The following is a 14623-nucleotide window of genomic DNA, read 5'->3' as shown; positions in this document are numbered from 1 at the left end:
GGTCAGAAGGGGTACCACCGCACTCCCGTGTCCCCGTCCCGCAGGGACGCCACCCGGCGGCGGAACTCGGCCAGTGCCTTCGGGTTGACCGGGGCGTGCTGCGCGACCCATGCGCAGCTCGCTGTCTCCCGCGCCCCGCGCAGCACCGCGCAGCCGTCCCACTCGCGCACGTCCCAGCCGTACGCCGAGGTGAAGGCGTCATAGGCCTCGGCCGCCAGCCCGTACCGGTCGCGGGACAGGGCGAGCACCACCAGGTCGTGCTCGCGCAGATCCGTGGAGAAGGTCTCCAGGTCCACCAGGACCGGTCCGTCCGGACCGACATGGACGTTGCGTGCGAGCGCGTCGCCGTGGATCGGGCCCGGGGGAAGGTGGGGGACCAGACCGGCCGCCGCCGCCGCGAATCCGTCGCGACGCTCGCGCAGATACGCGGCGTCGGCCGGGTCGATCGCCTCGCCGGCCAGCCGCAGCCACCGCTCGACACCGCCCAGCAGCTCCCGGCGGGGCAGGGCGAGGCCCTCCGGGGCGGGCAGCGCGTGCACCGCGGTGAGCAGCGGCGCCAGATCCCGCGGCTCGGCGGGCCGCACCGCGTCCGGCAGTCGTTGCCACAGCGTCACCGGGTGGCCCTCGACCAGCCGTGCCCCGGGCTCGGCGGCCCGCACGGCGGGGACACCGGACGCGGCGAGCCACTGCGCCACGGCCACCTCGCGTTCGGCCCGCTCCCGCAGCTCGGGACTCTGCACGGCGTCCCGGCCGATCTTGACGACCAGGTCGCCCACGGCGAACACCGCGTTCTCGCCCAGCGCGATCAGCTCCGCTCCGCCGGGCAGTCCGGCGGCGGTCAGCACCTCGCGCGCTCGCATCTCGTTCATGGATCCGATTTTCGCATCTGTGCAGGTTGTCTTGACGAACCGACGGTCCGTCAGCACGATGGCGGAGGCCACCTGAGCGGCCAGAACGGTATAAAGCCGGTCGAATGACGCAAGGGGGCGCATTTATGACATTGGCTAATGCAACCGTGCAGTCCGGACGGCACGGCCCGCCGGGCAGTCCGCGCGGCAAGCAGTCCGGGCAGATCAACCGGAACGCGGGAACCTGGTTCCTGGTGCTGCCCGCCCTGATTCCGATCCTGGTCCTGAGCGTCGGGCCGCTGCTCTACGGCATCGCGCTGGCCTTCACCGACTCCCAGTCGGGCCGCACCCGGTCCACCCAGTGGGTCGGCGTACTGAACTTCCAGGACCTGCTCCACGACGGACTGTTCTGGGAGTCGTTCCGGATCGGCCTGTTCTGGGCCGTCGGCGTCACCGTCCCGCAGTTCGTGCTCGCCCTGGGCCTCGCCCTGCTGCTCAACGAGAACCTGCGGATGCGCTGGCTGGCCCGCGCCCTGGCGATCATTCCGTGGGCGATGCCCGAGGTCGTCGTCGGCATCATGTGGCGCCTCGTCTACAACCCGGACGCCGGAATCCTCAACGAGACCATCCGCGACCTCGGCCTCGGCGACGGCCGGGACTGGCTGACCGGCCTCGCCACCGCCCTGCCCGCCGTGATCGTCGTCGGCATCTGGGCCGGCATGCCGCAGACCACGGTCGCCCTGCTGGCCGGACTGCAGAACACCCCGCACGAACTCCACGAGGCGGCCGCCCTGGACGGCGCCGGTGCCTGGCGCCGGTTCCGTACCGTCACCTGGCCCGCGCTCAGACCCGTCGCCCTCTCCATCACCGCGCTCAACTTCATCTGGAACTTCAACTCCTTCGCCCTGGTCTACGTGCTGACCAACGGCGGACCCGGCGGCCGCACCCGGCTTCCGATGCTCTTCGCCTACGAAGAGGCTTTCCGGTACGGACAGTTCGGCTACGCCGCGGCGATGGGCTGTGTGATGGTCGCGGTGATCTCCGTGATCCTCGCCGTGTACCTCGCCGGACGGCTCAGGGGAGGCGAGGACCGATGAGTCTGCGTACCAGCAGGCCGGCGCGCGCCGGACAGTACGCCGCGCTGCTCTGCTATCTGGTCTTCCTGGCCTTCCCGTTCCTGTGGCTGATCTCCACCGCCTTCAAACCCGCACCCGAACTCGGCTCCCTGCACCCCACCTGGATCCCCGAGAACCCGACGCTGGACAACTTCCGGCAGGCCTTCGACGAGCAGCCGCTGCTGCGGGCTGCCGGCAACTCACTGATCGCCGCGCTCTCCGCAGGCGTCATCGCCGTCGTCATCGCGACCCCGATGGCCTATGTGATGGCCCGCCACCGCTCCCGGCTCTCCACGGCCGCCACCGGCTGGGTCGTGGTCAGCCAGGCGTTCCCGTTCGTCCTGCTGATCATTCCGCTCTTCCTGGTCCTGAAGTATCTGCATCTGATCAACAGCCTGTGGGGACTGATCATGGTGTACGTCGTCTGGTCGCTGCCCTTCGCGCTGTGGATGCTGGTCGGCTACGTACGGGCCGTCCCGCCCGAACTGGAGGAGGCGGCGGCGGTCGACGGGGCCGACCGGCTGCGGATACTGGTCTCGGTCACCGCCCCGCTGCTCGCCCCCGGGATCGTCGCCACCGCACTCTTCGCGTTCATCACCGCGTGGAACGAGTTCTTCTTCGCGCTCGTCCTGCTCAAGACACCGGAGAAGCAGACGCTGCCCGTCGTACTGACCCACTTCCTGGGCGCGGAGGGCGCGAGCGATCTCGGACCGCTCGCAGCCGCCGCGTTCCTCGCCACACTTCCCTCGCTCGTCCTCTTCGCCGTCATCCAGCGGCGGATCACGGGCGGCATGCTGGCCGGGGCGGTGAAGAGCTGATGCGCGCGCTCGTACGTACGGCAGCCGCGGCGGCCACCGCGCTCGCCCTGCTGCTCACCGGATGCGGCGGGGGCGGTGACGGCCGGGCGGACGGGAAGATCAGGATCCGCTTCCAGTCGCTTGCCTGGCAGAAGGAGTCCGTCGACATCAACAAGCAGCTGGTGAAGGAGTGGAACGCGAGCCATCCCGACGTCGAGGTCCAGTACGTCCAGGGCAGCTGGGACAGCGTCCACGACCAGCTGCTCACCTCCTTCGAGGGAGACGAGGCGCCGGATGTCATCCACGACGCCTCCGACGACCTCGCGGACTTCGCCTACGGCGGCTATCTCGCCGATCTCCGCACCCTCCTCCCCGACCGGCTGACCGCCGACATCCCGCCGCAGAGCTGGCAGACCGCCACCTTCGACGGCGGTGTCTACGGGGTGCCCTTCCTTCAGGAGCCGCGGGTCCTGATCGCCAACACCAAGATCCTCAAGGCCTCCGGGGTCCGTATCCCGACCGCGGAGAGGCCCTGGAGCTGGCCGGAGTTCCGTCAGGTCACCAAGAAGCTGACGGGGAAGGGCCGTTACGGGATCGCCTGGCCGCTCAAGGAGCCGGTCTCCGTCACCCTCAACCTCGGCCTCTCGGCGGGCGGCGAACTGTTCCACCGCGGCGCCGACGGAAAGGTCACCCTCGCGATGGGCGAGGGCGACCAGGTCGTCCCCGGCACCATCCACGACCAGGTCAACACCGACCACAGCGCCGCCCGCACCGCGCTCGGCATGGGCGGCGGCGACACGCTGCCCGGCCTCTTCGGCGGGAAGTACGCCATGGTGCCGCTCGGCTTCTCCTACCGCCAACAGGTCGTCGAACAGGCCCCGAAGGGCTTCGAGTGGACCGTGTTGCCCGCCCCGGCCGGCAGCGAGGGCCTGGCCCAGGGCGTGAGCCCGCAGACCCTGTCGGTCGCCGAGGACAGCCCGCACAAGAAGGAGGCGGTGGCGTTCATCGACTTCCTGCTGCGGCCCGCCAACATGGTGCGTCTGGCCAAGGGCGACTGGATGCTGCCGACCGGTACGGCCGCCCTGGCCGATCCCTCGCTGCACACCGCCGAGCGGGGCTGGGCGACCGGCGCCGCCCTCGCGACCGCGCTGCGCTCCGCGCCGGCCCAGTCCGTGCGCGGTTACCCCGAGTGGAAGGACAAGGTCGCCACACCCGCGCTCCAGGAGTACTACAGCGGTGCGATCGACGCGGACGAGCTGAGGAAGCGTCTGATGGAGGACGGCAACCGGGTCCTGGCCCGCTATCAGCGATGAATTCGGACGGTACCGATAGGAATTACCGACCGGTACGTCTCTTTCCGGCGCCGAAACGCTGGTGATCCGGCTGTCGGGTGCCTGCACGGAGTCGGTGCAAGGTGTTCCTGAACGACGGCGATTCAGACACTCATCGGCTTGAATCTGCTTCTTCATGCTCTTGTCGGGACGTGCGCAAACAGGTAAGGCCGGGGAAACGCACCGTTTCTCTTCGGGATGATGGGTGGTGACTGAAACGGAACGCGTTGCCGCTTTTTATCGAAAGGTAGATCATTGACAACGGCAATTGCTCTGGGCTGTACTCCTGTTGGCGGTGAGCGGCGGTACGGAGTTTCTGCCGAGGCGGGAAGTCCGTATCGCAATAGCGGCCGAGTTGTGCCCCGGAAAAGTAAATTCAAAGTCAAAGATGGAGGTGCTGTTATGAAGTTCCTTTTTCTGCTGAAGGACAAGATGACGCCGGAGAAGAGCCTGAAGGCGTACGCCTGGTACCACTGGTACTAAACCGGCGCTCGAGTCCAGCCGGCCGGCGGACGCGGTCCGTCGGCCGGGCCCGTGCCCGGCGTGGCCTCACCGGCCCGCCGGGCACGGGCGCCTCTCGCTTCTTGGAGACCACGATGCAGATATCCGGTACCGGCAGCCGTGCCCGGGACGTCGTCTTCGCGCCGAGACTCCAGGCGCTCCTGACGGACCACCGGGGCGAGGAGATCTTCCGGCTGGACCCCGGCACCGTCGGCGTCGCCGGGGCCGGCCTGACCGACCGCATCCTCGCCGCCCGGCCGGCCACCGAGGATGAGCGCCCCACCTTCAAGCCCCTTCACGGGCGGTCCATTCCCCGTGCCGAGGCTGCCACCGTCATGCAGGCCATCGGCCGCGACGTGCGGACGGCCCTGAAGAAGCCCGTTCCCGGGGACGCCGACCTCCGGGGTGAATGGCCGCATGTGGGCCATGTGTACCTGCGTGATCTGCTGCTCGGGGGCGACCCCTACCGGCTGCGCATCCTCATGGACCGCATTCTGGAACTGACGCCCAAACTCACCTGGTCGGTCATCGTCGCCGGAGCGGCCCTGCCCGGCAGGCTGCGCCCCGGTGCACCCGTCTCCGCCATCGCGGGCCTGACCGCCGAGGCCAAGGGGTACGGCGACCGCCGCTATGCGATGGGCCTGTACCGCAGAGCCGCGGCCCCGGTCTGCTTCACCGTATCGACACTTGTCGCGAGCGCGCTCTGGCTCGGATCACCGTTCGACGACGCGACCTCGAACCGGAACATCCTCTACGAGGCCATGCGGCTGCTGCCGCCCTCTTGGAACATTCTGCGAAGGGCGTCCCCGGAATACCCCGCGCTCGACCCCCGGATCGGCGCAGGCGACGACGTCCTGCTCCTGCCGTTGCTGAGCCACCGGGACCCCGTGCTCTGGGAGGATCCCGACGCGTTCCGGCCCGAGCGCTGGGACCGTCTCGACCCGGACGGTCAGCCCGGCTACCTGCCCTTCGGCCATGAGTCCGAGCGCTGCTGGGGGCGTCACATGGTGATGCCGCTCGCGGAGATGCTGCTCGACATGGTGCGCGGCGGCGGTCTGACGGTGGATCCCGCGCAGACGGCCTCCCGCGTTCCCCTCGCCGGGCTGATGGGTGTGACAGGGGTACGGGTCACCCGACGCTGAACCACCCGCCTCCGCCCCGTCCGTGATGCGGTGTCACGGTCGGGGCAGAGCGCTGTGTCCGGTGGGTCGACCGCTGTGAAGGGGCGGAGTTGTGCCCGAGTTGGGGACCACCGGTCGGCATCCTGTGACGAAATCTTGTCAGGGACGTTGCAGGCGCAAGGGGGGTCTTGATCTGCGCGCGTCAATCGGTAAGGGTTTCGAACCAACCCCCGGAGATCTTCCGGCCGAGGGCCAATCCCCCCACAAAGAATGACGAGGAGATCCCTCTTCATGGCAATTCACAAGCGTGCACGCCGGTTCAAGCTGACCGCCTCCATCACCGCGGTGGCCGCCGCCGCCGGAGTCACCCTGATGGCCAGCCCGTTCGCCGGAGCGGCACCCGCTCCCGTGACGGGCAAGATCTACGGTGCCGACGCGGCGACCGCCGTCTCCGGCAGCTACATCGTGATGCTGGACCAGAAGGCCGACAAGGCGAAGCTCGCCAAGGAGTACGGCGGCAAGCTGAAGCGCAACTACAGCTCCGCCATCAACGGCTTCTCCGCCAGCGGACTTTCGGAGACCGAGGCCAAGCGCCTCGCCGCCGACCCGGCCGTCTCCAAGGTCGTCCAGAACAAGAAGTTCCACATCGACGCCACCCAGGACAACCCGCCGTCCTGGGGCCTGGACCGCATCGACCAGGCGGAGACCGCCGGGGACAACGCGTACACCTACCCGGACAGCGCGGGCGAGGGCGTCACCGCGTACGTCATCGACACCGGGGTCCGCACCACGCACCAGGAGTTCGAGGGCCGGGCCAGCTCGGGCTTCGACGCCGTGGACAACGACGACAGCGCCGACGACGGCAACGGCCACGGCACCCACGTGGCCGGCACCATAGCCGGAGCGACGTACGGCGTCGCCAAGCAGGCCAAGATCGTCGCCGTCCGGGTCCTCGACGACTCCGGCTCGGGCACCACCGAGCAGGTCGTCGCCGGCATCGACTGGGTCACCGAGAACCACCAGGGCCCGTCCGTCGCCAACATGAGCCTCGGCGGCGGCGTGGACGAGGCGCTCGACGCGGCGGTCCAGAAGGCCATCGCCTCCGGAGTCACCTTCGCGGTGGCCGCCGGGAACGAATCCGGCGACGCGAGCGAGGGCTCCCCGTCCCGCGTCCCGGAGGCCATCACGGTCGCCTCGTCCACGGTGGACGACGAGCAGTCGTCGTTCTCCAACTACGGCTCGGTCGTGGACATCTACGCCCCGGGCTCGGACATCACCTCGTCGTGGAACGACAGCGACGACGCGTCCAACACCATCTCCGGTACGTCCATGGCGACCCCGCACGTCGTCGGCGCCGCCGCCGTCTACCTGGCAGGGCACCCGGACGCCACCCCGGAGGAGGTCGCCACGGCGCTCACCGAGGGAGCCACCCCGGACGCCATCAGCAACGCCACCGAGGGCACGGCGAACAAGCTGCTGAAGATCGTCGAGTAGACGCGGGCACCCGCTGACCCGGCGGCCGCCGCGCTCTCCCCCACGGGGCGCGGCGGCCGTACGGCTCGGGCAGATCGTCCTATGGTGTGCCCATGATGATGTACGCGGCGCCGCTGCCCGGCACGAGCGGGAGCGGCCACCGGAGGCTCACCACGGCCGGGCACCGCGCACTGCCCACCGGACCCGCGCGGACGGCCGGAGGTGGCGCATGAGCGAGCCGCCACCCGGCGTGGCCGCAGCGGTCGAGGGCGAACTCCGCCTCCTGGACCCAGTGGTCCGGGCCTCCACCGAACTCCTCGTCCAGGTCCTGCACCCCGAATTCCACGAGGTGGACACCACAGGCCGTCACTGGGACCGCGCGATGGTCATCACCTCGCTGATCTCCGACGAGGCCCCACGGCCCGGACAGCTCACCGCCTCACGGATGCGCGGCGTCCAGCTCGCCGACGAGCTCGTCCACGTCACCTTCGACACCGAGGCCAAGGGGAAATGGGCCCACCGCAGTTCGCTGTGGCGGCTCACCGAGGAGGGCTGGCTCCTCTACTACCACCAGGCCACCCCCTTCGTCGCCGCGGCGGCCACCGAGGGGTGAGAGGTCAGCGGCGGGCCGCCCGCTGGGCCCGCGCCGTCCATCGTCCGTCCGCGCGGGTGATCCGTACCGGATGGCCGAAGCAGTCACTGACCTGATCGGTGGTCAGCACATGGTCGGCCGGCCCCCGGGCCATACACCGTCCGCCGCGCAGCAGCATCGCATGCGTGGTCGAGGCGGGCAGCTCCTCCAGATGGTGTGTGACCAGCACCGTCGCCAGCTCCGGATGCTCCTCGCGCAACGCGTCCAGACTCTCCAGCAACTGCTCCCGGGCCGCCAGATCCAGCCCGGTGGCCGGCTCGTCGAGCAGCAGCAGCCGGGGCTGCGGCATCAGCGCACGGGCGATGAGCGTGCGACCGCGCTCACCCTGCGAGAGTGCCGGCCAGCGCGACTGCGTCCTGCTCCCCATCCCCAGCATCTTCAGCAGTCGCTCGGCCCGCTCCCGCTGCTCGGCCACCGGCGACCAGCGCGGCAACGGCTCGACCGAGTTGGTCAGGCCGGTCAGCACCACCTGGTTCACCGTCAGAGGGGAACGCAGAGGATGACGCGGATCGACATGCCCCAGCAGGGTCCGCAGCTCCCGCAGATCGACCCGGCCCAGCGTGCGTCCCAGCACCTCCACCGTGCCCCGGGTCGGGTGGGTGACCGCGCCGAGCAGCCCGAGCAGGGTGCTCTTTCCCGCACCGTTGGCACCGAGCAGGGCCCAGTGCTCCCCGCTCCGCACGGTCAGCGAGACCGAGTCGAGCAGGACGTTCCCGTCCCGTACGAGAGAGACCCGGTCGGCCCGGATCACCGGCACGGGGGCGGTCGGGGCGGGCTGGACGGCGGCGGCTGCGGGCGTGGTCATGTGCGGGTACTCCTTCATGCGGATGCGAGCGCCTCCAGGCGGCTCATGTCCTCGGTCGTCAGCCGGATCTCCCGCGCCCCCAGGTTCTCCGAAAGATGCACGGGTGAACCGGTGCCCGGGGTCGGGCACAGCACGGGGGAGCGGTGCAGCAGCCAGGCGAGAGCGATCTGCCCACGGGTGGCACCGTGGCCCTCCGCGACCTTGTCGAGCGCGGCGGCCGAGTCGCCGGTCAGTGCTCCGTTGGCCAGCGGGAACCAGGGGAGGAACGCCAGGTCATGGGCCTCGCACACCTTCAGCACCGCGTCCGACGCGCGGTCGAGGAGATTGAAGCGGTTCTGCACCGAGGCGATCCCGGTCAGGGAGAGCGCCTGCTCCAGCTGGTCGGCGGTGAGGGTGTCCAGACCGATGTACCGGATCTTACCTTCCTGCCGCAGCGCATCCAGAGCCCCCAGCTGATCCGCCATCGGCACCTGCGGGTCCAGCCGGTGCAGCTGGTACAGGTCGATCCGGTCGGTCCGCAGCCTGCGCAGACTGGCCTCGCACATCGCACGCAGCTCCTCGGGCCGCCCCGCGATGTGCCAGGCGTCGTCGCCGGTCCGTACGACCCCGCCCTTCGTCGCGATCACGAGGTCGTCGCGGTACGGGTGCAGCGCATCGGCCACCAGTTCCTCGGCCACACCGGGGCCGTAGTTGTCGGCGGTGTCGATCAGCGTGACCCCCTGCTCGACCGCCGACCGCAGCACCGCCAGCGCGTCCCGGCGCTCGCCGCGCGGGCCCCAGTAGCCGGGGCCGGTCAGCTGCGCGGTGCCGTAGCCGAGACGGCGCACGGGCAGCTCCCCGCCAAGAAGGAACGAATCGTCGGGGGAAGGGAACGAGGAGGTCACGAAGAAACAGTAGACCGGCGCCCCTCCGACCGGTTCCTGTCGCGTTTCTTCAAGACCGGGCGCGGTGATCCTTTCTAAGCTGACGCGCATGAAGACCGAGCACACCCATATGACCGAATGCGCCGCCGAAGCCGCCCGTGTGGCCCGCGGCATCCGCCCCGAACAGCTCGACGTCCCCGTGACTCCCTGTGCCGGCTGGGATGTCCGAGGCCTCGTCAACCACTGGGTGCTCTACACCTCGCACGGAATGGAGCACCGCGCCCTGCGCACGGAGATTCCCGAGGAACTCACCACCCGGGACTTCACGGCGGACGCCGACTGGGCCGAGCAGTACGCGGCCCAGCTGGACCGTGCGGTCGCCGCCTGGTCGGACCCCGCCGTCTGGGAGGGAGAGATCGGCACCGGTGACTCGGCCACCCCGGCCGCGGACACCGCCGCGATGCTCATCGAGGAGACGGCCCTGCACGGCTGGGACGTGGCCCGCGCCACCGGCCAGGAGTTCCGGCTCTCCGACGCGGCGGCCGCACACGTCCTGGGGATCGTCGAGAAGACCGCGGCGCTCTACCGCCAGTACGAAGGCTTCGCCGACGAGGTCACCGTCGATGCGGGGGCCGACGACTTCACCCGCGCCCTGGCCCTGAGCGGCCGCGATCCGCAGTGGACCGCCGCCTAGGAAATGGCCCAGTCCCGCGGGTGTCGAATGGCCCGCGGGAATGAGCCACCGGCTGGCTAGGCTCCTCGCATGACCTCTCACCACACCCCGGGCACGGGCAGGGCCGTCGTCGACTTCTACTTCGACCCGGCATGTCCGTTCGCCTGGATCACCTCCCGCTGGATGCTGGAGGTGGAGCAGCAGCGCGACATCGAGCTCCGCTTCCACGTGATGAGCCTCTACCTGCACAACACGGGCAACGAACTCCCCGACTGGTATCGCGCCCTCGTCGACAAGTCGATCGGCCCGGTCCGCGTCGCAGCCGCCGCGGCCGGACTGCGCGGCGAGGGTGTGCTGCGTGACCTGTACACGGCCTACGGGACCCGGATCCACCAGCAGAAGAACGAGGACTTCGACGAGGTGATCGCCCAGTCCCTCACCGAACTCGGCCTCCCCGCAGAACTGGCCGAGGCCGCGCACGACCCGGCCTACGACGAGGCGGTGCGCCGCAGCCACGACGCCGGCGAGGACCCGGAGGCGGACGGATACGTGGGCACGCCCACCCTCCACGTCGACGGGACCGTCTGGTTCGGCCCGGTGCTGCGGGCGGTGCCGCGCGGCGAGGAGGCGGCGCGGCTGTTCGACAGCTTCCGGGTGCTCGCCGGCCACGAGGACTTCTTCGAGCTCAAGCGGACCCGCACGGGCAGCCTGGACATGGGCTGAGCGAAAGACCCTACGCGCTGACCCGGGCGGTCCGGGCCGCCCGGACGCGGGCCTCGTCGTACCGGGCCAGCAGCAGCCGCGCCAGCTCCGGCGACGGACCCAGCACACCGGCCAGCACATCCGCCCCGGCCTCGGCCGCCCCCGCCGCTATGCGGTCCGGAAGGCGGCCGGGCGCGATCACGTACGGGGCGACCGCCACCCGGCGCACACCGTCGGCCCGCAGGGCCCGTACCGCGTCCTCGGTACGGGGGATGCCCCCGGCGGTAACAGCGGAGGCGAACGCAGGCCGCACGGAACACCAACCGGTGTGCCGCAGCTCCCGCGCGATTTCAGCGATCACTGCGATCGCCTCCGGGTCTGTGGAGCCCGCCGAGGCCAGGACGAGCCCGGTCGAGCTTCGGTCACCGGGGCGGACCCCGGCTTCGTACAGCCGCCGCTCAAGAGCGGAGTTGAGCAGCGGCGAAGGGCCGAGCACCTCGGCCTGCCGCACCCGCAGCCGCGGCAGCCGGGCGCGTGCCTCCCGCAGGACCGCCGGGATGTCGGACTTGGCGTGGAAGGCGCGGGTGAGCAGCAGCGGAAGCGCCACCACCTCACCCGCACCCTGCGCGTCCAGCCGCTCCAGGACCCGCGGCACCGACGGTGCGTTGAAGTCCAGGAACCCGGTCTCCACCCGCAGCCCCGGCCGCAGCGCCCGTACCCGCGCGGTGAGCGCGTGCACGGTCGCCGCGTGCCGCGGATCGCGGCTGCCGTGGGCGATGACGAGGAGGACCGGAGATGTCATGCCACAGGCTCAGTTCTTGACGAGGAGGCCGCGGCTGCGCAGCACCCACCGCTCCAGCGGACTGAAGATGAGCAGGTCGATCGCGATGCCGACGAACAGGATCAGGATGATGGCGAGGAAGATCCCCGGCATGTCCGCGTTGTTGCGGCCGTTCTCCAGCAACTGCCCCAGTCCCAGACCGAGGTCTGGCGACGAGGCGATGATCTCGGCGGCCATCAGCGAGCGCCAGGAGAAGGCCCAGCCCTGCTTCAGACCGGCCAGGTAGCCCGGCAGGGCGGCCGGCATGACGATGAACCACGTGCCCCGCAGCCCGGTCGCGCCCAGGGTCCGGCCCGCCCGGAGGAAGAGCGGCGGCACCTGGTCGACACCGGACACCAGGCCGTTGGCGATCGACGGCACCGCGCCCAGCAGGATGACCGCGTACATCATCGAGTCGTTCAGGCCGAGCCAGATCACGGCCGGTGCCACCCAGGCCACGGACGGCAGGGACTGCAGCCCGGACAGGATCGGGCCGATCGCGGCACGGACGAACCTCACCCGGGCCACCAGCAGTCCGAGCGGCGTGCCGATGGCGACCGAGAGCAGGAAGCCGAGCAGACCGCGCGAGACGCTGGTCCACACCACCTCCAGCAGGGTCCCCTGCCGCCACATGTCGCCGACGCTGTCCCAGACCGCGGAGGGCGAGGGCAGCTTGTAGGCCTCGGTCACCTCGGCCCAGACGAGCAGCTGCCAGACGACGACGACCAGCGCCACCGCCAGCAGCGGCGGCAGGACCTTGCGCAGCAGCACCTCGCGCACCGGGGTCCGGTGCACCTGCACGGCGTCCAGCGCGTCCAGTCCGGCCTCCAGACCGGCCAGGTCGTCCTGCTTCACCGCGTCGGGCCCGATCCCGCCGGACCCCGGTGCGTCCGACTTGATATCAGTGCTGGCCATGACGGCGGATCTCCCCACGCAGTTGTTCGGTGATCTCGACGGACAGTTCCGCCACCGCGGTGTCCTCGATACGGCGCGGCTGCTCGATGTCGACCGTCCACTCGCGGGCGATCCGGCCGGGGCGGGACGAGAGCAGCACGACGCGCTCGGCGAGACGCACCGCCTCGCGCACGTTGTGTGTGACGAAGAGGACCGAGACGTTCGTCTCGCGCCAGATCCGGGTCAGCTCGTCGTGCAGCACATCCCGGGTGATGGCGTCGAGCGCGGCGAACGGCTCGTCCATCAGCAGCAGTTGACTGTCCTGGGCGAGTGCGCGGGCCATCGCCACCCGCTGCCGCATGCCGCCCGAGAGCTCGTGCACGCGCTTGCCGTACGCCCCGTTCAGGCGCACCAGCTCCAGCAGGCGCTCCGCCTCGGTACGGCGTTCGGACTTCGGTACGCCGCGCAGCCGCAGCGCCAGTTCGATGTTCTTGCCCGCGGTCAGCCACGGGAACAGGGCGTGCTCCTGGAACATCAGGGCCGGCCGCCCGCCGGGGGTCTCGATGGTCCCCCCGGTCGGGCGGTCGAGTCCGGCCACCAGGTTGAGCAGCGTCGACTTTCCGCACCCGGAGGCTCCCAGGAGGGTGACGAACTCGCCCGGGGCGACATCGAGCGTGATGTCGTCCAGGACCAGCTGTGCTCCCGTGGGTCCTGCGAAGGACTTCGAGACATGTGCGATACGAGCGGCGTGCCCGACCGAGACACGGTCCTCGGCCTTGGTGAGGGTGTTCGCCATGGTCGTCACCTCCTGGGATCTTCGAGCGGCTGGTTACTTGACGCCGAGACCGGCGTCGGCGACCTCGGGCTTGCCCGCGGCCTTGAGGACCTTGTTCAGCGGCTTCAGGTCGTAGATGCCCTTGAGGTCGGTCTCCTCCAGCAGGCCGGCCTTCACCGCGTGCTCGGCCTGCGCGTCGAGGGTTGCGGCCAGCGGGTCGTCGGTGATCTGGATCGACTTCCAGGCCGGGTCGATGACCTCGGCCGGCAGCTCCTTGCCGGTGAGCTTCTTCAGCGCGGCGTTGGCGGAGGCCTTCGCCTTGTCGGGGTTGGCGTTGATCCACGCGTTCGTGTTCACCGAACCGCGCAGCACGGCGGCGACGACGTCCGGGTGCTCCTTGAGGAACTTCTGCGACACGATGATGTTCGTGATCACGAACTTGTTGTCGGGCCACAGCGTCGACTCGTCCAGCAGCTCCTTGGCGCCCTCGGCGACCAGCTTGGAGGCGGTCGGCTCGGGGACCCAGGCGCCGTCGATGGAGCCGGACTTGTAGGCGTCCGGAGTCACCTTGTTGTCCGTACGGACGACGGAGACGTCACCCTTGCCGCTCTGGGCGTCGACCTTCCAGCCCTTCTCGGAGATCCAGTTGAGGAAGGCCACGTCCTGGGTGTTGCCGAGCTGCGGGGTGGCGATCTTCTTGCCCTTGAGGTCGTCCAGGGTCTTGATCTTCTTCGGGTTGACGACGAGCTTCACGCCGCCGGAGGCCGAACCGCCGATGATCCGCAGGTTCTTGCCACTGGACTTGGTGTAGCCGTTGATCGACGGCGAGGGGCCGATGAAGCCGATGTCGATCGACTCGGCGTTCAGCGCCTCGATCTCGGACGGACCCGCGTTGAACGTCGAGGTCTTGAGCTGGGTGCCGCCGAGCTCCTTCTGGAACAGACCCTCCTGGTCGCCCACGAGCGCGGTGGCGTGGGTGAGGTTCGGGAAGTACCCGATCCGCACGGTGTCGGCGGAGAGCTTCTTTCCGTCGGCGGCGACGTTCGCCTTCTTGGCGTCGTCGTCCTTCGCGTCGGAGCCGTAGCCGCAGGCGGTGAGCGCCACGGCGAGCAGCGGCAGGGCGGCGGCAGCGGCGAGGCTGCGGCGAAGCGTGGTACGGGGGGCAGACACGGGAGGTCTTCCTCTCGGAGGCCCGGTGCTCACGTCCCTCGGAAGTCCGGGGACGCGGCCGGGAGGTCGGCAGGTCTTCGTCT

General features: G+C 70.0%; 16 protein-coding genes. 9 read left to right on the top strand and 7 right to left on the bottom strand.

The annotated features are described in order from the left end of the window. Positions 1-2: 2 nt before the first annotated feature. On the bottom strand, positions 3-869 hold the full coding sequence (locus OG912_RS04260) for a phosphotransferase enzyme family protein (RefSeq protein ID WP_326739577.1): 867 nt from the start codon (positions 867-869) through the stop codon (positions 3-5). 125 nt (positions 870-994) lie between these two features. On the opposite strand from OG912_RS04260, the gene OG912_RS04255 reads away from it, so the two are divergent. The 7 genes from OG912_RS04255 (at position 995) to OG912_RS04230 (ending at position 7799) form a co-directional block, all read left to right on the top strand. Then, entirely contained in the window at positions 995-1945 is a 951-nt protein-coding gene (locus OG912_RS04255) for a carbohydrate ABC transporter permease (RefSeq protein WP_327708243.1), read from the top strand. After that, complete coding sequence (locus OG912_RS04250) at positions 1942-2781, top strand: carbohydrate ABC transporter permease (protein WP_327708242.1); 840 nt, start codon at positions 1942-1944, stop codon at positions 2779-2781. The genes OG912_RS04255 and OG912_RS04250 overlap by 4 nt, the downstream gene beginning before the upstream one ends. Beyond that, on the top strand, positions 2781-4073 hold the full coding sequence (locus tag OG912_RS04245; RefSeq protein ID WP_327708241.1) for an ABC transporter substrate-binding protein: 1293 nt from the start codon (positions 2781-2783) through the stop codon (positions 4071-4073). The genes OG912_RS04250 and OG912_RS04245 overlap by 1 nt, the downstream gene beginning before the upstream one ends. Positions 4074-4493: 420 nt before the next feature. Continuing rightward, complete coding sequence (locus OG912_RS40015) at positions 4494-4574, top strand: tryptorubin family RiPP precursor (protein WP_350985409.1); 81 nt, start codon at positions 4494-4496, stop codon at positions 4572-4574. A 113-nt stretch (positions 4575-4687) separates the two neighbouring features. Continuing rightward, positions 4688-5734 carry a cytochrome P450 gene (locus OG912_RS04240; protein ID WP_327708240.1) on the top strand — a complete coding sequence of 349 codons (1047 nt, stop codon included), beginning with the start codon at positions 4688-4690 and terminating at the stop codon, positions 5732-5734. A 270-nt stretch (positions 5735-6004) separates the two neighbouring features. After that, positions 6005-7207, top strand: coding sequence for a S8 family peptidase (locus tag OG912_RS04235; RefSeq protein WP_327708239.1), 1203 nt, complete (start codon positions 6005-6007; stop codon positions 7205-7207). 208 nt (positions 7208-7415) lie between these two features. Next, entirely contained in the window at positions 7416-7799 is a 384-nt protein-coding gene (locus OG912_RS04230) for a nuclear transport factor 2 family protein (RefSeq protein WP_327708238.1), read from the top strand. 4 nt (positions 7800-7803) lie between these two features. Here OG912_RS04230 and OG912_RS04225 read toward each other — a convergent pair whose 3' ends face one another. Both OG912_RS04225 and OG912_RS04220 read right to left on the bottom strand, forming a co-directional pair. After that, the gene (locus tag OG912_RS04225) at positions 7804-8643 is read right to left on the bottom strand and encodes an ABC transporter ATP-binding protein (protein WP_327708237.1); all 840 of its coding nucleotides are present in this window, start codon (positions 8641-8643) and stop codon (positions 7804-7806) included. Positions 8644-8657: 14 nt separating this feature from the next. Beyond that, positions 8658-9527: an aldo/keto reductase gene (locus OG912_RS04220; RefSeq protein WP_327708236.1), complete on the bottom strand. Its 870-nt coding sequence runs from the start codon at positions 9525-9527 to the stop codon at positions 8658-8660. 88 nt (positions 9528-9615) lie between these two features. Here OG912_RS04220 and OG912_RS04215 point away from each other — a divergent pair, with 88 nt between their 5' ends. Then, entirely contained in the window at positions 9616-10200 is a 585-nt protein-coding gene (locus OG912_RS04215; protein ID WP_327708235.1) for a TIGR03086 family metal-binding protein, read from the top strand. Between the two features lie 69 nt (positions 10201-10269). Then, a complete protein-coding gene (locus tag OG912_RS04210) occupies positions 10270-10902 on the top strand; it encodes a mycothiol-dependent nitroreductase Rv2466c family protein (RefSeq protein ID WP_327708234.1) in 633 nt (210 codons plus the stop codon). A gap of 10 nt (positions 10903-10912) precedes the next feature. On the opposite strand, the gene OG912_RS04205 is transcribed toward OG912_RS04210, so the two are convergent. Genes OG912_RS04205 through OG912_RS04190 form a run of 4 tightly spaced genes read right to left on the bottom strand, consistent with a single transcriptional unit; the run spans position 10913 to position 14540 of the window. Further along, positions 10913-11683 carry a sirohydrochlorin chelatase gene (locus OG912_RS04205; RefSeq protein WP_327708233.1) on the bottom strand — a complete coding sequence of 257 codons (771 nt, stop codon included), beginning with the start codon at positions 11681-11683 and terminating at the stop codon, positions 10913-10915. Between the two features lie 9 nt (positions 11684-11692). Next, positions 11693-12616, bottom strand: coding sequence for an ABC transporter permease (locus OG912_RS04200; RefSeq protein ID WP_327708232.1), 924 nt, complete (start codon positions 12614-12616; stop codon positions 11693-11695). Then, complete coding sequence (locus OG912_RS04195; RefSeq protein ID WP_326739590.1) at positions 12603-13391, bottom strand: ABC transporter ATP-binding protein; 789 nt, start codon at positions 13389-13391, stop codon at positions 12603-12605. The genes OG912_RS04200 and OG912_RS04195 overlap by 14 nt, the downstream gene beginning before the upstream one ends. 33 nt (positions 13392-13424) lie before the next feature. Next, a complete protein-coding gene (locus tag OG912_RS04190; protein WP_327708231.1) occupies positions 13425-14540 on the bottom strand; it encodes an aliphatic sulfonate ABC transporter substrate-binding protein in 1116 nt (371 codons plus the stop codon). Positions 14541-14623 lie beyond the last annotated feature (83 nt).

This window comes from Streptomyces sp. NBC_00464, assembly GCF_036013915.1.
In the GTDB taxonomy this organism is placed as follows: Bacteria; Actinomycetota; Actinomycetes; order Streptomycetales; family Streptomycetaceae; genus Streptomyces.
This window is presented reverse-complemented; position numbering and strand designations above follow the sequence as displayed.